At 34.9% G+C, this 20,724-nt stretch carries 21 protein-coding genes and 3 tRNA genes; 7 read left to right on the plus strand and 17 right to left on the minus strand.

Features of this window, described 5'->3' with window-relative positions:
- From KUA57_RS02035 to htrA, 16 genes are all read right to left on the minus strand, one after another.
- On the minus strand, positions 1-279 hold a 279-nt coding region (locus tag KUA57_RS02035; RefSeq protein ID WP_489749501.1), incomplete at its 3' end, for a sigma-70 RNA polymerase sigma factor region 4 domain-containing protein.
- A gap of 120 nt (positions 280-399) precedes the next feature.
- Positions 400-2,358, minus strand: coding sequence for an ATP-dependent zinc metalloprotease FtsH (gene ftsH, locus KUA57_RS02040; protein WP_004269827.1), 1,959 nt, complete (start codon positions 2,356-2,358; stop codon positions 400-402).
- A gap of 15 nt (positions 2,359-2,373) precedes the next feature.
- Positions 2,374-2,916, minus strand: a complete 543-nt coding sequence (hpt, locus tag KUA57_RS02045; RefSeq protein ID WP_000892170.1) for a hypoxanthine phosphoribosyltransferase — start codon at positions 2,914-2,916, stop codon at positions 2,374-2,376.
- Between the two features lie 4 nt (positions 2,917-2,920).
- On the minus strand, positions 2,921-4,198 hold the full coding sequence (tilS, locus tag KUA57_RS02050) for a tRNA lysidine(34) synthetase TilS (RefSeq protein WP_125446617.1): 1,278 nt from the start codon (positions 4,196-4,198) through the stop codon (positions 2,921-2,923).
- Positions 4,195-5,463, minus strand: a complete 1,269-nt coding sequence (locus KUA57_RS02055; protein ID WP_125446619.1) for a serine hydrolase — start codon at positions 5,461-5,463, stop codon at positions 4,195-4,197. Before KUA57_RS02055 ends, tilS begins: the two co-directional genes overlap by 4 nt.
- Positions 5,456-5,578, minus strand: a complete 123-nt coding sequence (locus KUA57_RS09560) for an SP_0009 family protein (RefSeq protein WP_000429334.1) — start codon at positions 5,576-5,578, stop codon at positions 5,456-5,458. The genes KUA57_RS02055 and KUA57_RS09560 overlap by 8 nt, the downstream gene beginning before the upstream one ends.
- A gap of 4 nt (positions 5,579-5,582) precedes the next feature.
- Positions 5,583-5,951 (minus strand): septum formation initiator family protein, encoded by a 369-nt coding sequence (locus KUA57_RS02060; protein ID WP_061864830.1) that lies wholly within the window; start codon positions 5,949-5,951, stop codon positions 5,583-5,585.
- Positions 5,944-6,210 carry an RNA-binding S4 domain-containing protein gene (locus KUA57_RS02065; RefSeq protein ID WP_001234978.1) on the minus strand — a complete coding sequence of 89 codons (267 nt, stop codon included), beginning with the start codon at positions 6,208-6,210 and terminating at the stop codon, positions 5,944-5,946. Before KUA57_RS02065 ends, KUA57_RS02060 begins: the two co-directional genes overlap by 8 nt.
- 57 nt (positions 6,211-6,267) lie before the next feature.
- A complete protein-coding gene (gene mfd, locus KUA57_RS02070) occupies positions 6,268-9,771 on the minus strand; it encodes a transcription-repair coupling factor (protein WP_061864829.1) in 3,504 nt (1,167 codons plus the stop codon).
- Positions 9,772-10,341 (minus strand): aminoacyl-tRNA hydrolase, encoded by a 570-nt coding sequence (pth, locus tag KUA57_RS02075; protein ID WP_004255263.1) that lies wholly within the window; start codon positions 10,339-10,341, stop codon positions 9,772-9,774. It abuts the gene before it with no gap.
- Positions 10,342-10,413: 72 nt separating this feature from the next.
- On the minus strand, positions 10,414-11,529 hold the full coding sequence (gene ychF / locus KUA57_RS02080) for a redox-regulated ATPase YchF (RefSeq protein WP_004269823.1): 1,116 nt from the start codon (positions 11,527-11,529) through the stop codon (positions 10,414-10,416).
- A gap of 84 nt (positions 11,530-11,613) precedes the next feature.
- Complete coding sequence (locus KUA57_RS02085; protein WP_000285186.1) at positions 11,614-11,808, minus strand: DUF951 domain-containing protein; 195 nt, start codon at positions 11,806-11,808, stop codon at positions 11,614-11,616.
- Between the two features lie 64 nt (positions 11,809-11,872).
- Positions 11,873-13,009, minus strand: a complete 1,137-nt coding sequence (gene dnaN, locus KUA57_RS02090; protein WP_000581173.1) for a DNA polymerase III subunit beta — start codon at positions 13,007-13,009, stop codon at positions 11,873-11,875.
- A 158-nt stretch (positions 13,010-13,167) separates the two neighbouring features.
- Complete coding sequence (gene dnaA / locus KUA57_RS02095; RefSeq protein ID WP_061864828.1) at positions 13,168-14,529, minus strand: chromosomal replication initiator protein DnaA; 1,362 nt, start codon at positions 14,527-14,529, stop codon at positions 13,168-13,170.
- 212 nt (positions 14,530-14,741) lie between these two features.
- Entirely contained in the window at positions 14,742-15,500 is a 759-nt protein-coding gene (locus KUA57_RS02100; protein WP_004269822.1) for a ParB/RepB/Spo0J family partition protein, read from the minus strand.
- A gap of 57 nt (positions 15,501-15,557) precedes the next feature.
- Positions 15,558-16,739 (minus strand): serine protease HtrA, encoded by a 1,182-nt coding sequence (gene htrA / locus KUA57_RS02105; RefSeq protein ID WP_125446621.1) that lies wholly within the window; start codon positions 16,737-16,739, stop codon positions 15,558-15,560.
- Between the two features lie 183 nt (positions 16,740-16,922).
- Here htrA and rlmH point away from each other — a divergent pair, with 183 nt between their 5' ends.
- From rlmH to KUA57_RS02140, 7 genes are all read left to right on the plus strand, one after another.
- Positions 16,923-17,402 carry a 23S rRNA (pseudouridine(1915)-N(3))-methyltransferase RlmH gene (gene rlmH, locus KUA57_RS02110; RefSeq protein WP_004269820.1) on the plus strand — a complete coding sequence of 160 codons (480 nt, stop codon included), beginning with the start codon at positions 16,923-16,925 and terminating at the stop codon, positions 17,400-17,402.
- 43 nt (positions 17,403-17,445) lie between these two features.
- A tRNA-Arg gene (locus tag KUA57_RS02115) sits at positions 17,446-17,519 on the plus strand.
- 164 nt (positions 17,520-17,683) lie between these two features.
- The gene (gene comC, locus KUA57_RS02120; RefSeq protein WP_020902306.1) at positions 17,684-17,806 is read left to right on the plus strand and encodes a competence-stimulating peptide ComC; all 123 of its coding nucleotides are present in this window, start codon (positions 17,684-17,686) and stop codon (positions 17,804-17,806) included.
- 12 nt (positions 17,807-17,818) lie between these two features.
- Positions 17,819-19,144, plus strand: a complete 1,326-nt coding sequence (comD, locus tag KUA57_RS02125) for a competence system sensor histidine kinase ComD (protein WP_061589686.1) — start codon at positions 17,819-17,821, stop codon at positions 19,142-19,144.
- Entirely contained in the window at positions 19,141-19,893 is a 753-nt protein-coding gene (comE, locus tag KUA57_RS02130; protein ID WP_000866073.1) for a competence system response regulator transcription factor ComE, read from the plus strand. Before comD ends, comE begins: the two co-directional genes overlap by 4 nt.
- A 51-nt stretch (positions 19,894-19,944) precedes the next feature.
- Positions 19,945-20,016: transfer RNA gene (locus KUA57_RS02135), tRNA-Glu, on the plus strand.
- A gap of 5 nt (positions 20,017-20,021) precedes the next feature.
- Positions 20,022-20,095, plus strand: a tRNA-Asn gene (locus tag KUA57_RS02140).
- A 40-nt stretch (positions 20,096-20,135) separates the two neighbouring features.
- Here KUA57_RS02140 and KUA57_RS02145 read toward each other — a convergent pair.
- Positions 20,136-20,678: a TetR/AcrR family transcriptional regulator gene (locus KUA57_RS02145; RefSeq protein WP_049487635.1), complete on the minus strand. Its 543-nt coding sequence runs from the start codon at positions 20,676-20,678 to the stop codon at positions 20,136-20,138.
- Positions 20,679-20,724 lie beyond the last annotated feature (46 nt).

The raw sequence follows: 20,724 nt of genomic DNA on the forward strand, positions 1-20,724 counted from the left end.
ACTAAGCTCACCTACTTCTTCATAGGGTTCTTTATCATATCTTCGTTTTTGACTTTCTTGCTTACGGATATAGTCTAGAATTCGATTCCGGAACTTAGTCTTAAAATATTTCCTTAAACGAGGAATATCTTCTACTAGCTCTTCTTCTCTACTAATCAATTCATGTAAGCAGAGCATGCCCTCTTGGTCCCAATCCGATAGATCCCATAAATGAAGGTAATATTCCTTTCTACACTTATATACAATTCCCTGGACTTCTTTATACAATTCTTTAAACATAACGTTCCCCTTTCTAGATACAGTTTAACAGATTCAGAAACACTTTTGTCCCATTTCGCCTATTCTGTCTCCTTTACCGTCTCAACTGCACAAAAAAGAGAGGACTTGCCTCTCTCAGGGTTATTTTTCATCATTCATTTTTGACTTTACTTCATCATAGGATAGTGCATGTGATTCCTCTTCGACTGTTTCAGGCATCTTTCCTGTTTCATAAAGAGCTTTAATTTGTGTACTATCCAATGTTTCGTATTTCAATAATGCTTCTGCAATCAACTTGTGAGTTTCACGATTTGATTGGATGATTTCAGCAGCTTTATTTCGTGCTTCATTTAATAATGAGCGAACCTCTTCGTCAATTTCATAAGCTGTTTGTTCTGAAATTGATTTTTGAGGACTCTGTGCACCAAACATAGCATGGTTTCCTTCATATTGTACTGGGCCAAGTTTTTCACTCATACCGTACTCTGTAACCATTGCACGCGCCATTTGTGTCGCTTGTTCAAAGTCGTTTGAAGCTCCTGTAGTTTGGACATTAAAGATAATTTCTTCAGCTACACGGCCACCCATTAAACCAGCCAATTGCTCTTTCATATCTTCTTTAGATAGAAGCATTTGATCTTCCTTAGGAAGTGCAATCATGTAACCACCTGCACGGCCACGTGGTACAATTGTAACCTTATGGACAACGCGGGCATTCGACAAGACTAAACCAACAATAGTATGTCCAGCCTCATGGTAGGCAACCAATTCACGTTCTTTTTGTGAAACTGTCTTATCTTTCTTAGAAGGACCAGCAATAACTCTATCTTCTGCTTCATCAATATCTGAAGCATCAATTATCGATTTATTTCGACGAGCAGCAACTAGAGCCGCCTCATTCAATACATTCTCTAAATCAGCACCAACAAAACCTGGAGTTTGTTGGGCAACTAATTTCAAATCAACATCTTCTGCTAAAGGCTTGTTCTTAGCATGAACTTTCAAGATTGCTTCGCGACCTTTAACATCAGGACGGCCAACCAATACTTTTCTATCAAAACGTCCTGGACGCAAAAGGGCAGGATCAAGTACATCTGAACGGTTTGTCGCAGCGATAACGATAATCCCTTCATTTCCCTCAAAACCGTCCATCTCAATCAAGAGTTGATTCAAGGTTTGCTCACGTTCGTCATTACCTCCGCCAAGACCGACTCCACGTTGACGTCCAACAGCATCAATTTCATCGATAAAGATAATAGCTGGTGCTGCTTTTTTAGCATCTTCAAAAAGAGAACGAACACGACTAGCTCCAACTCCGACAAACATTTCTACAAAGTCAGAACCTGAGATACTAAAGAATGGAACACCTGCTTCTCCGGCGACTGCTTTAGCAAGCAAAGTTTTACCTGTTCCCGGAGGTCCCTCCAAAAGAACACCTGCTGGAATACGGGCTCCAAGTTTTGTAAATCGTTTTGGATCTTTTAAAAATTCAACAACTTCAACTAGTTCTTGTTTTTCTTCCTCAGCTCCAGCAACATCTGAAAATCTTACTTTAATATCTTCTTTATTTGCAGCTTTAGCCTTACTACGTCCAAAACTCATCGGGTTACGGCTATTATTTCCTCCCATATTTCCCATCATAGAGAATAGGAAGAAGAAAAGAATACCGAATGGCACAATGGATACAAGAATATTAATCCACATACCACTTGAACTTTCATGCTTAACAGTTACTTCCGCTTTATGGTCAGAAGCAAGCTTTTGTAATTCTGATACCGTCGTATCTGAAGGAAGAATGATGCTTGAAAATTTCTCTACTGTTGTAGCAGATGGAGAAAAGAACTGAATGCCTGTTTCTTCTTTACTTGTTTTAGGATTTTTATAAACACCTGAAACTTCGATAACACTGCCATTTGGTTGGTAAGTCAATTCTTTTACATTGTCATCGGTAATTTCTTTTACCAATTCTGTATAATTAATTTGCTCACTTTTCCCTGCAACACTACCTGTACTAAAATACTGGTAACTTGTAACTAGGAAAAAAATAAGTAATAACCATAGAAAAGGATTTTTAATTAAACCATTATTTTGTTTTTTCATTAAAAATTGTTCTTTCTAATTTGAATATACTTCTTCTTTCAATACTCCAACATAAGGAAGGTTACGATAATTTTCTTTGTAGTCTAAACCATAACCTACTACAAACTCATTGGGAATAGTAAAGCAAGTATAGTCTGCCTCAATTTCTACAACACGTCCTTCTGGTTTATCCAACAAGGTTGCAATGTTAACAGAAGCAGCTTCTCTTTCAATAAACATATCTCGCAAATTCTTCAAAGTTTGTCCTGTATCAATGATATCCTCTACAAATAGAACATGTCTTCCTTTGATATCTTGAGTTACATCTTGCTTGATATTAATGACACCACTACTTGCTGTTCCACCATGATAGCTAGAAACCATCATAAAGTCCATTTCAATATGTGTATCAATATGTTTAACCAATTCAGCCATAAAAGGGATAGATCCTTTTAAAATCCCAATTAAAATCGGATTTTTTCCTGCATAGTCTTTAGTTAGTTGGGCACCTAATTTTTTAGCAGCTTCTGTAATTTCATCGTGTGAAACGAGAATTTTTTTAATATCGTTTTCTAACATTTTTTTACCTATCTATTTTTTCTATATAAAGTACAGTGTTCATTATATCATTTTTCGTGTTTTTACTCAAATTACTGGTCGCAATTCCCAAAATTGAGACAATTTCACCAAATTGCTCAATAATCAGAGCTGATTTTCGCTTTTCCATAGGGATTTTCAAATCAATAAATAGACGTCTGAGTTTTTTTCTATATCCATTTTGAATCAAACAATCTCCTGTTTTTCGATGACGAATGTGTATTGATGTTTCGCGTGAAACAGGTACCTGCTGAATTAATTCACCTTCTAAAGGAAGTCCAAAGGAAAATAAATATCCTTGATAAGATACCTGATTTTGATAGTGTAACACAAGTTCATCTTCCTTTTCATCAGACTGAGGACTGATTTTACAAATCCGAAACTGTTGATACTCTTTTACTAATTCATAACCATTTTTAAGCGGATGACGATACTGGCTTTTAGTTTTTAAAATTTGTCTAACTTCTTCAAACTGAGCTTTTGTAAGATTCAAATCTGGAAAACGATTCAGATAAGTTTGAAGTAAAACTCTTTGTGTCGACTCAGAGTAAGATAATAGCTGATCTAAATTTTCTACATCAATATTCTTTGATAATTCAGCTATAGCTAAGTCATAATCTAAAATTTCATTACCGATGCTTAAGATTGCATTTCTAAATCGAGGATTTTCTTTTTCTAATTCTGGTAAGTATGAGTTTCGAATACGATTGCGAAAATAATGATTTTCCTGATTTGATATATCTTCAAAGTGAGAAATTGGTGGAAAGTCTTTTTTCTGAAAATGCAAGAAGGGCCGAATGATTTCTATCTCCCCGACTACTTGCTTCTCCTGAATTCCTGATAGATAGCGCAAACGAGTGCCTCGAATCAAACGCATCAAAATCGTTTCCACCTGATCATCAGCATGGTGGGCAGTGACTAAGGCTGTCGCACCTGTCTTTTTCATGACCTCTTGAAAAAAATCATAACGAAAATGTCGAGCACGCGCTTCTGAAAATTCTCCTGAAAAATCGCTGATATAAATAGGAAGCTCTGCTTCAGCAGCCAACTTCCTTAATTCCTGCTCTTCCCAATCTGATTCTACTCTCTGCTTATGATTCACATGAGCCAGAATCAATTCGATTTCTAACTCTTTTTGATACGTAGATAACACCTTAAATAGAAACATAGAATCTAACCCACCAGAAAGAGCTAGCACCACCCTAGTATGCTTTTTGAAATATCCCTTCTTGAGAAAATGATTTAAAAAATCTTGTTCCCTCATTTTAGAACCTCATAAACATCCTTGGCTATCTTAGAAATCGTATCATAATCAGAATTTTTAGTGAAAATAGAAAGAATAAATGGAGAATCTGCATAGACAACACCTGTATCATGCTTAAATTCATCCGCATCTCCAATTTTATGAGCTACTTTAACAGAAACACCTTTGGCAATTCTCTCATTATCAAAATCTGTTTTAGTCAAAGAATCCAATACAAGTCCATTTTGGTTATAAATAGCTTCCATGACTTTCCCAGCCATTTTAGAAGAAATCAATTTTTCTTTGGAATCCCAATCATCTCCCATAATAGCAGACGTCTTGGATTTGAATATAGCATCAGATTGATTTGAAATGTAATATCCCAATAGATTATGAGCTACATTATCAGATTCTTTTGATGCTTTCGTAATTAAATCCTTTAGAGAATACTCTTTATTATCCTCTTTTTTAGGAAGACTACCACTTCCCTCTGGTTTATAAGAACCTGGAAAATCATTGACTGCAGATACGTATTTTACAGTCGTATCTAACTGATAAAGACCCTCATTTATTTTTTCTTGCGCATAATAGAGATAAGGTAGTTTTAAAACACTAGCTGCATACATCTTTTCATCTTGATTGATACCAGCCTCTTTTCCAGTAGTCAGTTGCTTAACATAAATAGAAAATGAATCCTTCTGATATTTTTCCGATAACATTTCTTGGACTTTACTCATCCGATTATCTTCTTCAGAAGTTGATTCTTTAGCTACCCATCCAGCCTGATCAATATGTAGAAATTCTCTTCCTTCTACAAACATGATCTTATCGATTGATACCTGAGAATAAGCTGATAAGGATGATTTCACTTCTTTTAAGTCATAAGGACTATTGTACAGTTTAAAATCAGATTCTAACCATACTTTTTTTATTGTTGGAGTTACCTCTGATTGATCATATAAAAATCGTTTGTCTGCAACAATAAATTGATGGTTAGATAACTTAAATACTGGAATCCCTTGTTTATTCAAGCGCCACTCGGTTATTTGAAAACTTGTTTGGGGAGTCAATTTTCCAGATTCCACTACTAAATCTTCATTCGCATAGACAGGAACCTCTCCATAAACCATAGGAGAACTTAACTTTTCTCTAAAATAAATACCAAAGTCAGATTGTGAAAGGTAATAAATTTCTTTTGAAGTATAGACTACTTCTTTTTCTGTGCTAACGACTTTTGAAATGGTCAAAAAACTCGGTAACAACAAAATAATTAAGAATTTACGCATTCTTCCTTTCCTTTTCTTCTTGTAAACGCAATAATTGATTTTTATCAGCCAACTCTTCCAGCTTTTCATCCGATAGACTCAAAAATTGCTCTATTACATCTAATAAATTTTCCATTTTATCACCTTGGGAGCAAGTCAGGAATCGTATAAACAGCTTCCCTATTCTTAGAATAATAATATTTTGCACGCATATATTTAGCAGCGTAATCTTCATCTTTCAACTTTGTAGCAAAAGCTGTCTCTTTCTCCTTTTCCTCACTCAAGATTTGATACTGAGTTTGTAAGTCTGATAACTGTTGACGTCTTTGGAGTAATTGATGATAACTTTGAGCAAGATTATAAGTTGGTAAAATGAACAATAAAATCATCAAAATAAGAACCCAACCCATGAAACGATTACGTTTTTGTCGTTCTTTCATCAGATAGCGACGACGTTGGTGTTCATTTTGAATAAAAGAATTATTCAATTGTACGATATTTTTAGACATTTTCTTCTACCCGTGTTTCACTGATAATTTCATACATGCCTGCTGCATCTTCTTTTTTTGTACTATCTTTCATCTCCAGTACTTTTACAAGTAGCAACTTATTGCCAAAGCGAATTTCAACTTGGTCATTAACTTTCAAATCCGTTGAACTTTTGGCCAAGATTCCATTTACCTTGATTCTGCCTTTATCTGCTACTTCTTTTGCGACTGTACGACGCTTGATAATTCTTGATACTTTTAAATATTTGTCTAATCTCATTTTTATTACCTCAAATTATTATTGTACCATTTTTCTCCATTTTATAGAAGAAAAATGTTAAAGAGAATTGCCTTCTTTCGACACTTTTATCTCTAATAAACTTTCTCCAAAAATGAGCAGACCTTCTAAAATTTCATAGTCCTTCTTGTTTCGAACATCAAATACAACTTCCATTAATCCCTTATTCTCAGCTATAGCTGCTTTTAAGTTCGTTGCGGATAAAGCTTTAAAATAATCTTGAGCCAAGAACAGTCGCTGAGTAATTTTTTCAAATTGAACTGTAATCTTATTTTCTTTTCGTTCCACACGTTGAACAAAGACCTTATCAAGATAAGACTTAACCAAACCAATCTCTAAAAGATAGGCTACCACGTCTGGGTACTCTCCAAATCGGTCCATCAACTCTTCTTGTAATTCTTCGTAGTTGACACGGTTGTCAATTTGACGAATTTTCTTGTAAATTTCAATCTTATGTCGTTGATCAGAAATATAAGTATCAGGAAGATAGGCATCAATTTGTAAAATCAATTCGGTATTTCCTTTGGTTTTTGTGTTCCCATTACCATGTCGTTTATCAATAGCTTCCTCCAATAACTGCGAATACAATTCAAAACCAACAGAATCAATGAAACCAGACTGGGATTTTCCTAAAAGATTTCCTGCTCCACGAATCGAAAGATCTCGCATTGCAATCTTAAATCCTGATCCCAATTCTGTAAATCCTTTAATCGCTTCTAATCTCTTCTCGGAGACTTCACTGATTGATTTTTCTGGACGATACATGAGATAGGCATAAGCAATACGATTACTACGACCGACTCTTCCTCTTAACTGATACAAGGTTGACAAGCCCATATGGTCCGCATTTTCAATAAATAAAGTATTGGCATTTGGAATGTCCACTCCTGTCTCAATAATGGTAGTTGTCACCAAAATATCATACTGACCTTCAATGAAATCCAGTAGAGTATTTTCTAACTGAATCTCACTCATTTGCCCATGAACATACCCAATCGAAGCCTCTGGAATCAACTCCTGTAATTCGGAAACCTTCTGGTCAATCGTGTCAACTTTATTGTAAAGATAGTAAACTTGACCTCCACGCTCCATTTCACGCAAGACAGCATCACGAATCACACTATCATTCTTTTCTAAAACATAGGTTTGCACTGGATAACGATTAGTCGGCGGAGTTTCAATAACAGACAAATCTCTGATTCCCAGCATAGACATGTGAAGGGTACGAGGAATTGGCGTTGCTGTCAAGGTCAGGACATCTACTTGTTTTTTCAGTTCTTTCAAGGTTTCCTTATGCTTGACACCAAATCGCTGTTCCTCATCAATAATCATCAAGCCCAAATCAGCAAACACAACATCTTTTGATAAAACACGATGTGTTCCAATCAAAATATCAACTTGACCGTTTTTCAATTTTTCAAGTGTTTCAGTCTGCTCTTTTTTACTTCTAAAGCGACTCAACACATCAATATTAACTGCAAAATTTTGGAATCGTTCCTTAAAATTCGTATAGTGCTGTTGCGCTAAAACCGTCGTCGGAACTAGAACGACAACCTGTTTGTGATTATTGACTGCCTTAAAGGCTGCACGCATAGCAACTTCAGTCTTTCCAAAACCAACATCCCCAACTAAAAGTCGATCCATTGGTTGAGAAGCCTGCATATCTCTCTTGATTTCCTCAACACTACGAAGTTGATCATCCGTTTCAACATAAGGGAAGGCATCATCAAAAGCATGTTGATCCTCATCATCAGCTGAGAAAGCAAAACCCTTCAACTGGCTGCGTTCAGAATAAAGTTTAATTAAATCGTCAGCTATATCCTCTACCTGGTTCTTAACTTTTTGCTTTGCTTTTTTGAAATGACCATCATTTAATTTATTGAGTTTAGGTGCTTTACCGTCACTTGAAACGTATTTGGAAAGTAGATGAATTTGTTCCACTGGGATAGAGATTTGATCCCCGTTTTGGTATTGAACACTAACATAATCACGGTGAATCCCTTTGATTTCAATTGTTTCAATCCCTAGATATTGACCAATTCCATGGATATGGTGAACAACGTAATCTCCTTTTTCAAGTTCATTGTAATCTTTTAATCTCTCTGCGTTTGAAACATGTTGTCTTCGAAAACGACGTTTCAATTTCTTTTGAAAAATCTCATGTTCAGTTATCAATAAAACCTTCTCATCTACAAAATGAAAACCATGTCTGAGATTGCCCTCGATTAAGTTTACAGATTCTTGACAGATTCTTGACTTATCTCTGGAATCCAATTTAATCTGATATTCCTCTAAAACATCCTCCAATGTTTTACTTCCCATTGAATTGCTAGACTGCAGGATAATAGTATAATCCATTTTTTTGTATCTCTCAATTTCTTCTTTTAGAAAAGAAAATTGATTGAAAAATTCTTGCATAGGATATTGATTAAATTGATAAATTTGGTCAAACTTGAGATTACCTAAACCCTTTTGCAGATTAGAGAAAAAGGTAACCGGACTCTGTTTTTTATAGATTTGCTCTGTATCAGCAAAATACTGCATCTCAGAAAATGCTTTACTGTTCTGTAATTCTTCTGTAAAGTATTGTACTAACTCCCTTTCAAAGACTTCATACTGATTCATCAATTTCTGATAATCATCAAAGAATATTGGGGTATCTTTTTCAATATAATCAAAGACAGTCCATGTCTTTTCATAGCACAAAGATAAAAACTTCCGTGAATCTGAATGTATTTGTTTTTGGTGAAAACTTGAAAGAATTTCTTCTAAGTATGATTTTAAAATAGGTGATAAGGTTTTTGAAATTTGTTTTTCTAAAGCTGACTGACCTCGTTGATAATCCTTTTCTCTCAAAAGCATATCACTAGCTGGAAAGATAGTGAGTTCTGTCTGATTTTCTTTCGATAATTGTGTTTCGACTTCAAATGACCTAATACCATCGACTTCATCACCAAAAAACTCAATTCGGTAAGGTTCTAACTGGGATATTTCAAAAATATCTAAAATATCTCCTCGCAGACTAAATTCGCCCTGAGTTTGTACTTGTGTAACTTTTCGATAGCCTATCTCTTTTAACTGATGGATAAGGGCGTGTTGGTCATATTCTTCACCAACTGTTATTTTTACAATACTATCTTTGAATACATTTGGAGACGGTAAAATCAATCGACTTGCTGCGATATTACAAACTAAAATCCCTTTCTTAGACGAATCAGTCAAAAAACGCAAGGCTTCAACCCGTGAAATGATTTTTTCTTGTGAAGACATCAAAAACTCGACCATAGGGGAGTCATCTACCAAAAATGGATAAACAAGTTCCTCACCCAAGACAGATATAAGATCACTAACAAGTCCTTCTGCTTCTCCATAAGTTGACGTCAATAACACAATCTTATCTTCCTGTCTCAAACTACTAGCAATTGCTAAAGCTTTTGTAGAAGTTGACAATCCCAACATTAATTGTCTTTTCTTATCTGTCAGATTTTGATGCCATTTTTTTATCTGATCATTTTCTGAGAATAAATCTAATAAGGCCACCATTTATCCGTTATACCTCTGCATCGTTTTTTCAAAGTTTTTCTCTTGTAAATAGTAGTTTACAGAATCGTCAACTTTGTCAATAGACTGTAAAATACCAATATAATCATCCTTGTCAAACTTACTCAAAACATGGTTAACAACTGACATTCCATTTTTAGGTCTTCCGATTCCAATCTTAACACGATTAAATGTCTGGGTTCCAATATGTTGAATAATAGACTTGATACCATTATGACCACCTGCGGATCCCTTTGCTCTTAAGCGAATCTTTCCAACTTCCATGTCAAGGTCATCGTAAATGATGAGTAAATCTTCAATATCCAAACCATAATAAGTTAATAAAGCATGAACCGCTTTTCCGCTTTCATTCATAAATGTCGTTGGTTTGACAAGATAAATTTTTTCTCCATTTAGGAAAAAGGATGCTAGGTCAGCTTGAAATATCTTATCATGTGTAAAAGTGACATTCTGTTTCTTCGCTAGTTGGTCAATCAACATAAATCCAACATTGTGTTTTGTTTCAAAATATTTATCCCCTGGATTTCCTAATCCTACAAGTAATTTGGTCATTTATTTTTCCTTTCAAAAGCCAAAAGGGTTGGAATTTTTTTCCAACCTAATTGACACTATTCATTAATTTCTTTAGACATTAAAGCGGAATTCCATGATATCGCCATCTTGAACGATATATTCTTTACCTTCTTCACGCAAGCGCCCAGCTTCTTTTACGGCCTTTTCAGATCCGTATTTCACTAGATCCTCATATGACATGGTTACTGCACGAATAAATCCTTTTTCAAAGTCTGAGTGGATAATACCAGCTGCTTGAGGAGCCTTCATACCACGTTTGAAGGTCCAAGCGCGAACTTCTTTTTCACCAGCTGTGAAATAAGTTCCCAGTCCAAGCAAGTGGTAAGCAGCGCGAGTCAACTTGTCAACGCCTGATTCTGTCAACCCAAGTGCTTCAAGAAACTCTTGCTTATCTTCATCGTCTAACTCAGAAATTTCTTCCTCAGCACGCGCAGAAATAACGACTACTTCAGCATTTTCTGTCGCTGCAAATTCACGAATTTGTTTAACATAGTCGATAGAGTCAGGTTCTGAAACCACATCTTCATCCACATTAGCAACATAAAGAACTGGTTTAGTGGTCAAAAGGAAGAGACCTTTGACAACTTTTTGTTCTTCATCTGTAAATTCAATAGTTCGAGCTGATTTTCCATCTTCAAGAACAGGTTTAATCTTTTGAAGAACATTAAACTCTGCTACTGATTCTTTATCTTTTTGCGTACGTGCCATCTTTTCTACACGCGCATATCGTTTGTTAACTGATTCTAAGTCAGCAAGAATCAACTCTAGGTTAATAGTATCAATATCTGCCAGGGGATCCACAAAAGCATCTTCACGTCCTTGCTCGCGCATGACATTTTCATCATCAAAAGCACGAACTACATGAACAATCGCATCTACTTCACGGATATTGGCCAAGAATTTATTCCCTAGCCCTTCTCCTTTTGATGCACCTTTTACAATCCCTGCGATATCTGTAAACTCAAATGTTGTTGGAACTGTCTTTTTAGGAGTAATCATTTCCGTCAATTTTTGGAGGCGTTCATCTGGAACTTCTACCATTCCAACGTTTGGATCAATCGTCGCAAATGGGTAGTTTGCTGCCTCTGCTCCTGCTTTTGTAATTGCATTAAATAGTGTTGATTTACCAACGTTTGGCAAACCAACGATACCTGCTGTTAAAGCCATATTTTCTCATTCTCCGTTTTCATTTCAATCCCTAATATTATAACACAAAAAGGGATAAAGTGCTAACCCTCTAACTAAGAGTTCTCAGTCAATAATTTTATTCATTTTTCGATCAAAATCATAGCGCCCCATCATGACAACATGGTCACAATTGCTACATTTGATTTTTATATCTGCTCCTACACGTGTAATTTCCCAACGATTAGCTTTTTTTCCTGTTGACTTGATGGTGCAAGCATGTGGTTTTTTCATTTCAACAAAATTTCCAACTTGATACATACTACTCTCCTTTTCTTTTTCGATTATATCATAAAAGAGGCGAGCTAGGCTCAACCTCTTTCAATTAATTTGTACGAACTGGTGTAATGAGCTGCATGAAGTCCTCATCAGTGTCTGCTGGCACAAGAGTAAATGGACGAACGGCTGAGATAAAGCTAATGGTCACCTTTTCGCTATTTAAAGCCTTAAGGGAATCAATCAAATAAGTTGGATTGAAACTAATGGTCAAATCTTCACCAGTAACTTGATCAGTATCGATTTCTTCGTTTACTTTACCAACTTCTGGAGAGTGAACATGAGCGCTAACAACCCCATCTTTTATTTCAAGTTTTACAGTACCATTTTGAGTAGCACTTGATAAAAGACGAGCACGTTCCATTGACTGGCGTAAGTTTACAACATCAAAAGTAATAGTAGTGTTAAAGTCTGTTGGAATCAAACGATCTGTATCAGGATAGTTACCTTCTAACAAACGAGTATAGAAGCTAATATTTTCGCTTCTAAAGAGGATTTGATTGTTGGCAAAGAAAATCTCTACAGTTTCAATATCGTCTGTAAATACTGCTGAAAATTCGCGTAGAGAACGGCTAGGAATCACGACATCAAAATCATCACTATTTTTTTCAAGCGTTAATTTTTTCTGGCTTAGACGATGAGAGTCTGTTGCAACTGTTTTTAACTCTTTGTGTTGGCTCAATACAAAATGAACACCTGTTAAAATTGGACGACTTTCTTGTGTACTTGCAGCAAAAGCTGTTTCATTGATAATTTTCTTGAGTAATTTTGTTTCAAGAACCAAAGGAGTGCTTGCTGAAATTTCTTGGATTCGTGGATATTGCTCGCTATCTTTTCCTTTTAGGGTAATTTCTGATTTGCCGCTAGTTAAAACAATTTGATTTTGTTCAATTTCTTTAAAATCAAGAGTCACATCAGGTAGACTAGATACCACATTGATGAAGAAAGAAGCTTCAAGAAGGATCGAACCTAAAGAAGTAATTAACAAACCAGCATCTTCATTTTTTTGAGAAATAAAATTTTCAATTGAAATTTGACCATTTGAACCAATTAAAGTAACACCTTCATTGGTTACGTCAATTTTTACGGTTGATAAAATAGGAATAGCATTTTTAGAACTAATAGCTCTCTTAGTTGTATTCAATGCTTGTAGAAATAAATTTTTATTAATTGAAAAATGAATCATGGATTCTCCTTTATTTATTTTTAGTATTAGAAGGATAATAGTAATAATAGAGTCTGTGAAATTTGTGGAAAACAGACTTAAAGTAAGTCATATCAAGATTTTTGGCTTGTTTAAAAAATGTGGATAAAAAAGATAAAAAAGCGAAAGTTATCCACAAGTTATTTTATTTTCTTTTTGATTGATTCAATTTCTAAACGTAAATTATCGTCTTCATCAATCAAAGATTTAATTTTAGCATGGGCATGAATGACTGTTGTATGATCTTTTCCCCCAAATTCCTTCCCAATTTTTGGAAGACTATTATCTGTTAGTTCTCTAGATAAATACATGGCTACTTGACGGGCTAACACAATATTTTGAAGGCGTCTGCTTCCCTTCATTTCTTTGACACTGACACCATAAAAATTACCGACTTCATTTTGGATTTTATCAATTGGGATGACGAGCATTTGGTTAACATCTTGTTTACGTGCTCGAATAGCCTCTGCAGCGATATCGATTGTGATATCTTTAATCTTCTTCACTCGGGCAATTAAAGTGATGTCGTTGATTGCTCCTTCAAGTTCTCGGACGTTTGAATCAAATTGACCAGCTAGGTATTCTAGGGTATCACTTTGGAAATGGTAGTCTAAATGCTCTGTTTTACTTTGTAAAATGGCAATACGTGTCTCAAAGTCAGGTGGTGTGATGTTTTGCGTCAATCCCCAGCTAAAGCGCGTGACAAGCCGTTCCTCAAGCCCCTCTAGGTGTTTAGGGCTACGATCACTAGTCAGAACAATTTGTTTTTGATTGCTATGGAGAACATTGAAGGTATTGAAAAACTCTTCTTGAGTTGCAACTTTTTTTCCACTCAGCGATTGGATATCATCAATTAACAAGAGATCAAGGCTACGGTAAGTTTTTTTGAATTTTTCCATTTCACCCAGTCTCAGGTGTTCAAGAAAGTCGTTGATAAAGCTTTCAGCAGGGATGTACTTCACACGCGCATCAGGAATATTTTTCAAAATCTCATTCCCAATTGCATTGAGTAAGTGAGTCTTACCAAGGCCAGGTCCTCCATAGATAAAAAGAGGATTATAGGTCAAGGCTAAATCTTCAGAAACAGCCAAAGCGGCTGATACTGCCCAAACATTTCCATCTCCTTGGATAAAATTATCAAAGGTATACTTTTCTTTTAATCCAGTATCCGAATAAGGAATAGATGCTAACTTTGGACTATAGTTATAGAGAGTTGAATTTGGAGCTTCTTCAACTTGTGGGATAATCGTATCTTGAGGCTTGGTGAAAATATAGTGGGGAGTTATTTCAGCATCATAAATCTCAAAACCAGCTACTACAATGATATCTTTTAGTTGTTTTTCCCAGACCATTTCCATTTCAGAACGTGGTAAAAATATAGTGGCAACATTTTCCTCTACATTGATGAGTTCAGCTTGAATAGCATAGAAATCATACATGGATCGAGTCAGTCTTTCTTGAGCAAATTCTAATATACGATTCCAAAATTGTTTTTCTTTCAATCCATTCTCCTCCTTTACTATTTAAAAGTTTAATACTAGACCTATTTTACCATAGAAAACAAGAATTTTCCACAAGCTGTGAAAAATAATCCACAATGTTACCAAGTTTTATCCACAGGTTGGGGATAAAATCAGAAACTGTTGATTTATTAAGCTTTTTATTGAAAAAAATAGTGGATAACCTTGTGAGATAAAAAAATAAAAGAACAGCCTTATTTCAGGCTGTTGATAATTCTACTGTATTCTTCTTGATTTGAGAAAGCAATAATGATTTTTCCATTGTCTTTTTTAGACAATTTTATTTCTACATCTAATCCGAGTAGTTTTTTTAACTGTTCTTCTTCATTTTGTATGAAATAATCATTTTTTTGCAGTTTCTTTTGTTTTTTCTCTGTCAGAAGAGCTTCTAACTTCCTTACAGAAATGTCTTCCTCTATAATTCGTTGAAAGAAATAGTCTTGTTGTTCCTTATTCAACCCAACTAGCGAACGCGCATGGGCTTGTGATAGTTGGCCATTTTCTACTTCTGAAAGGATCTGTTCTGGCAAGGACAGCAAGCGAATAGAGTTGCTGATATAAGGACGAGACTTGCCCATTTTATCTGCAATTTCAGCATGGGTAAATCCTTTCTCTACAAGAGATTCATAGGCGCGTGCTTCTTCTATTGGATTTAAATTTTCTCTTTGCAAATTTTCAATGATGGACTGGACCATCATCTCTTGATCTGAAAGCTGTTTAACAACAGCTGGGATAGACGTTAGACCAGCTAAAAGTGAAGCCCGATAGCGTCTCTCTCCTGCAAGGATTTCATAACCAATAACAGGAGATTGACGAACAATAATCGGTTGAATGACCCCATTTTCTTTGATAGACTGTGCTAGTTCATGTAGTTTTTCTCCATCAAATTCTTTTCGAGGTTGATAGGGATTTTTTTGTATATCTGTGATAGAAATCATTTCAAATTTTTCCATGACTCTACACTAACACATCTCTTCTCCTATGTAAAGCTTTATTTACATAGATGTCAATTAAGATTCTAAATCACCCGAACTCTTGTCAAGTTTAATAGATGTAGTTTCTTCTTTACCGTTACGATAGTAGGTTATCTTAATGGTGTCTCCGATAGAATGATTGTAAAGAGCACTTTGTAAGTCTGTTGATGAAGAAATCTCTTTGTCATCTACTTTTGTAATAACATCGTATTTTTCAAGGTGACCATTGGCAGGCATATTACTTTGCACAGAACGAACAACTACACCAGATGTTACATTGCTTGGAATATTCAGTCTTCTAATATCACTTGTATTAATATTTGAGAGATTGACCATTTGGATGCCCAAAGCTGGACGCGTCACTTTTCCGTTCTTTTCCAACTGTTCAATAATATTGATAGCATCATTTGCAGGGATTGCGAAACCAAGGCCTTCTACAGAGGTTCCTCCATTTGTGGCAATTTTACTTGAGGTAATTCCGATAACCTGTCCTTGAATATTGATTAGTGGGCCACCAGAGTTACCTGGGTTAATAGCAGTATCAGTTTGGATAGCTTTTGTAGAAATGGCTTGTCCATCTTCAGATTTTAAAGATACATTTCGATTAAGACTAGATACGATACCTTGAGTGACAGTATTTGCATATTCAGAACCTAACGGGCTACCAATGGCAATAGCAGTTTCTCCTACGGTTAACTTGCTAGAATCACCAAACTCAGCTACTGTTGTAACTTTTTCTGAAGAGATTTTGACGACAGCAATATCAGAGAAAGTGTCAGCTCCGACGATTTCTCCAGGTACCTTAGTTCCATCTGACAAACGAATATCTACTTTGCTGGCACCATTTATAACGTGATTGTTGGTGACAATATAAGCTTCTTTGTCATTCTTTTTATAAATAACCCCAGATCCTTCACTAGAGATTTGCTGAGAATCTGTATCTGTATCATCATTGCCAAATACGCTATTTTGTCTGTTAGCTGAATAAGTAATAACAGAAACAACAGCGTCTTTTACTTTGTTAACAGCCTGTGTTGTTGAATTTTCGTTTTTATAGGCAGTCTGTGTAATAGTACTATTGTTGTTGGAGTTACTTACAGTACTTTTCTGAGTTAGTTGGTTTATTGAAAGACTCCCCAAGACTCCACTAATAAAGCTAATGACGATAACGACTAATAATTGAAACCATTTTTTGTAAAATGTTTTGAGATGTTTCATATTTGCCTCCATATGTTTTAGATTAATGAAAGTATAAACTGACTAGCTTAATTATAACTTAAAAATAAAAGTTTTTCACAGATTGTGGATAACTTTCAAAAATCTGTGGTTTTCTCGGCTAAAATTAACCTTTTATTTTGTGAATAAGATGTGAAAAAATAGAGAATATGTTAGAATAGAGTCATGAAAATTAAAGTTGTAACAGTTGGGAAACTGAAAGAAAAGTATTTAAAAGATGGTATCGCAGAGTATTCAAAACGAATTTCTCGATTTGCTAAGCTTGAAATGATTGAGCTAGCAGATGAAAAAACACCAGATAGGGCCAGTGAGTCAGAAAATCAAAAGATTTTAGAAATAGAAGGTCAGAGAATTTTATCAAAAGTTGGTGACCGTGATTTTGTTATTGCGTTGGCTATCGAAGGGAGAACTTTCTCCTCAGAAGAATTTAGTAAGCAGCTAGAAGAAGCTTCTATAAAAGGATTTTCTACTCTTACCTTTATTATTGGAGGGAGTCTGGGGTTAGCACAGGATGTAAAAAAAAGAGCCAATCTTTCTGTTAGTTTTGGTCGCTTAACCTTGCCTCATCAGTTAATGAGACTAGTCCTTGTTGAACAAATCTATCGGGCTTTTACGATTCAGCAGGGATCACCCTATCATAAATAGAAAATTGACTTTCAATTGGATTTTTGGTAGAATAGCTGTATTAGGTCTCATAGCTCAGCTGGATAGAGCATTCGCCTTCTAAGCGAACGGTCGCAGGTTCGAATCCTGCTGGGATCAATATAGTAGCAAAGCTGGGAATTTTCCCGGCTTTTTTCTTAAAAAAGTACACTTGGGGAGAAAAAAATGACAGTTGAGAGAATTTTATCTACAATGAAATTCCATTTTGTATAATAGTTTTTGTAAGTTAGCTTACAGGAAAAAACACTTTAGGAGATTTTATTATGAAAAACACAGTTAAATTGGAACAGTTTGTAGCCTTGAAGGAAAAAGACTTGCAGGAGATTCGAGGTGGGGAAACTAGAAAAACAATTAATAGTTTACTTAATCTCTTCAAAAGAAGATAAGGGAGTAGAATAATGGATTTTTTCTTATTAGTAGATTTGATATTATATGTTTTTATTATTAGTCAAAGTTACCGTTTAATTTGTAAAAGGCAAATAAAAACAAAGGAATTATGCTTTTTTGGTGGTTATACATTACTAGTAGGAACAGTACTTGACCTTCCTTTTTATCTTCTATACTTAGAGGGGTTAGGGATTGGAACATTTTTATTTCCTTTGATGCTATATTTCTATTTTAAATGTATTAAACAGTATAAGAGGGATAGAGGACTATTCCTAAGTTTACTAATATCTCTTTTATATGAGAGCACTCATACCTTTCTGTCTGTAACTTTCTCCTCTCTAACAGGAGACAATTTTGTTTTACAATATTATGGCCTATTCTTTTTAGTTGTAACGGTGTTGACTTATCTCGTTATCGTAACAATCATTCGTTATTTCCATTTGGAACTAAACTATTTTGACAAAGATTATCTCTATCCTTTCTTGAAAAAAGTCTTTTTTGCTTTACTACTTCTACATATTGTATCTTTCATTTCAGATATGGTAAGTACGATTAAACATTTGAATAGTTTTGGAAGTATTTTATCATCTATTGTCTTTATCTCTTTACTTTTGACTTTCTTTGCAATGAATTCTCATAAAGAACAAATGGAGAAAGAGATTGCTTTGAAGCAGAAGAAATTTGAACAGAAACATTTACAAAACTACACAGATGAAATTGTTGCTTTGTATAATGAAATACGTGGGTTTAGACATGACTATGCTGGGATGCTTGTCAGCATGCAGATGGCAATTGACAGTGGTGATTTACAGGAAATTGACAGAGTTTACAATGAAGTTTTGGTTAAAGCTAATCACAAACTGCGTTCAGATAAGTATACTTACTTTGATTTGAACAACATAGAAGATTCAGCTTTACGAAGTTTGGTTGCTCAGTCAATTGTTTATGCTCGAAATAATGGTGTAGAGTTTACACTGGAAGTAAAAGATACGATTACTAAGCTCCCAATTGAACTATTGGATTTGGTTCGTATCATGAGCGTTTTATTGAACAATGCTGTCGAAGGATCGGCTGATAGTTATAAAAAGCAGATGGAAGTAGCAGTTATTAAGATGGAAACTGAAACAGTTATTGTGATTCAGAATTCATGTAAAATGACGATGACTCCTTCAGGAGATCTATTTGCTTTAGGATTCTCCACTAAGGGAAGAAATCGCGGAGTAGGATTAAATAATGTGAAAGAACTATTAGATAAGTACAATAATATTATTTTAGAAACAGAGATGGAAGGCAGTACATTTAGACAAATCATTAGATTTAAGAGGGAATTTGAATGAAAGTTTTAATTTTAGAAGATGTTATTGAACATCAAGTGAGACTAGAGAGAATATTGGATGAAATTTCGAAAGAATCGAATATTCCAATATCATACAAGACAACGGGAAAAGTTCGTGAGTTTAAGGAATATATCGAAAATGATGAAGTAAACCAGCTTTATTTTCTAGATATTGATATTCATGGGATTGAGAAAAAAGGGTTTGAAGTTGCCCAGTTTATTCGTCATCACAATCCTTATGCTATTATCGTCTTTATCACCAGTCGATCAGAGTTTGCGACTCTAACCTATAAATACCAGGTATCAGCCCTAGATTTTGTTGATAAGGATATCAATGATGAGTTATTTAAAAAGAGAATTGAGCAGAATATCTTCTACACGAAGAGTATGTTACTTGAAAATGAAGATGTGGTAGATTATTTTGACTACAATTACAAGGGAAATGATTTAAAAATTCCTTACCATGACATTCTGTATATTGAAACGACAGGAGTTTCTCATAAATTGCGCATTATTGGTAAGAATTTTGCCAAAGAGTTTTACGGTACCATGACAGATATTCAGGAAAAGGACAAACATACTCAGAGATTTTATTCTCCTCACAAGTCATTTTTGGTAAATATAGGCAATATCAGAGAAATTGATCGAAAAAACTTAGAAATTGTTTTCTATGAAGACCATCGTTGTCCTATTTCAAGATTAAAAATTAGAAAATTAAAAGATATTCTAGAGAAAAAATCTCAAAAGTAATTGACAATTAGCAAGAAATTGATATAATGGTTATATCTGCTACAGATAGAAGGTCCGTTGGTCAAGGGGTTAAGACACCGCCTTTTCACGGCGGTAACACGGGTTCGAATCCCGTACGGACTATTTTATCCGCCATAGCTCAGTTGGTAGTAGCGCATGACTGTTAATCATGATGTCGTAGGTTCGAGTCCTACTGGCGGAGTATAGATAGAAGGGAACATAGTGTTGTTCCCTTTTTTGTATCAATTTATATCACCAAGCATCTTCATAAGGAAGTCTGTTATTTCTTGAGGACTTTCTTTTTTTCCATGTGCAATCCAAGTTTGGCAAACACCAAAAAGTGCGTGAGTTAGATAGATGCTACTATATGCTAATTCAGTGGTATTGAGATTCAGTTGCATAAAGCGTTTTTGTAAATCTGTGCTGAGCATGATATGAAGTTTATTTCGTAAGAAATTTTGGATTTCTTTAGTCCCATTTTCAGAAAGAAGGGCAGCCAGAAGTGGTTCTGACTCTAGATATTCAAAGACTTCTAAAATAGCATCTTTTTTGTGATGAGCATGTTTTTGAAAAATATATTCAAATGTATGAAATAGCTTGCTTTGATAGTGCTCAATCATATCATACTTATCCTTATAGTGAGTATAGAAGCTGGAACGACTAATTCCGGCTTTTTTTGCTAACTTGACAGTAGAAATTTGATCAAATGGCTGTTCTATCAGTAGTTGTACCATAGCATTTTCAATAGTTCGCTTTGTTTTTAAGCGTTTGTTACTTTCTTGCATATTTCCTCCTTATAAACAAATTAGACTATGTGTCTAAAAATTGATT

Origin of the sequence: Streptococcus vulneris (assembly GCF_019218685.1) — a bacterium.
In the GTDB taxonomy this organism is placed as follows: Bacteria; Bacillota; Bacilli; order Lactobacillales; family Streptococcaceae; genus Streptococcus; species Streptococcus vulneris.

Excerpts from the sequence above, each read along its gene's own strand:
- ftsH (WP_004269827.1), bottom strand. The coding sequence starts at position 2,358 with ATGAAAAAACAAAATAATGGTTTAATTAAAAATCCTTTTCTATGGTTA.
- hpt (WP_000892170.1), bottom strand. The coding sequence starts at position 2,916 with ATGTTAGAAAACGATATTAAAAAAATTCTCGTTTCACACGATGAAATT.
- tilS (WP_125446617.1), bottom strand. The coding sequence starts at position 4,198 with ATGAGGGAACAAGATTTTTTAAATCATTTTCTCAAGAAGGGATATTTC.
- KUA57_RS02055 (WP_125446619.1), bottom strand. The coding sequence starts at position 5,463 with ATGCGTAAATTCTTAATTATTTTGTTGTTACCGAGTTTTTTGACCATT.
- KUA57_RS09560 (WP_000429334.1), bottom strand. The coding sequence starts at position 5,578 with ATGGAAAATTTATTAGATGTAATAGAGCAATTTTTGAGTCTATCGGAT.
- KUA57_RS02060 (WP_061864830.1), bottom strand. The coding sequence starts at position 5,951 with ATGTCTAAAAATATCGTACAATTGAATAATTCTTTTATTCAAAATGAA.
- KUA57_RS02065 (WP_001234978.1), bottom strand. The coding sequence starts at position 6,210 with ATGAGATTAGACAAATATTTAAAAGTATCAAGAATTATCAAGCGTCGT.
- mfd (WP_061864829.1), bottom strand. The coding sequence starts at position 9,771 with ATGGTGGCCTTATTAGATTTATTCTCAGAAAATGATCAGATAAAAAAA.
- pth (WP_004255263.1), bottom strand. The coding sequence starts at position 10,341 with ATGACCAAATTACTTGTAGGATTAGGAAATCCAGGGGATAAATATTTT.
- ychF (WP_004269823.1), bottom strand. The coding sequence starts at position 11,529 with ATGGCTTTAACAGCAGGTATCGTTGGTTTGCCAAACGTTGGTAAATCA.
- KUA57_RS02085 (WP_000285186.1), bottom strand. The coding sequence starts at position 11,808 with ATGTATCAAGTTGGAAATTTTGTTGAAATGAAAAAACCACATGCTTGC.
- dnaN (WP_000581173.1), bottom strand. The coding sequence starts at position 13,009 with ATGATTCATTTTTCAATTAATAAAAATTTATTTCTACAAGCATTGAAT.
- KUA57_RS02100 (WP_004269822.1), bottom strand. The coding sequence starts at position 15,500 with ATGGAAAAATTTGAAATGATTTCTATCACAGATATACAAAAAAATCCC.
- htrA (WP_125446621.1), bottom strand. The coding sequence starts at position 16,739 with ATGAAACATCTCAAAACATTTTACAAAAAATGGTTTCAATTATTAGTC.
- rlmH (WP_004269820.1), top strand. The coding sequence starts at position 16,923 with ATGAAAATTAAAGTTGTAACAGTTGGGAAACTGAAAGAAAAGTATTTA.
- comC (WP_020902306.1), top strand. The coding sequence starts at position 17,684 with ATGAAAAACACAGTTAAATTGGAACAGTTTGTAGCCTTGAAGGAAAAA.
- comD (WP_061589686.1), top strand. The coding sequence starts at position 17,819 with ATGGATTTTTTCTTATTAGTAGATTTGATATTATATGTTTTTATTATT.
- comE (WP_000866073.1), top strand. The coding sequence starts at position 19,141 with ATGAAAGTTTTAATTTTAGAAGATGTTATTGAACATCAAGTGAGACTA.
- KUA57_RS02145 (WP_049487635.1), bottom strand. The coding sequence starts at position 20,678 with ATGCAAGAAAGTAACAAACGCTTAAAAACAAAGCGAACTATTGAAAAT.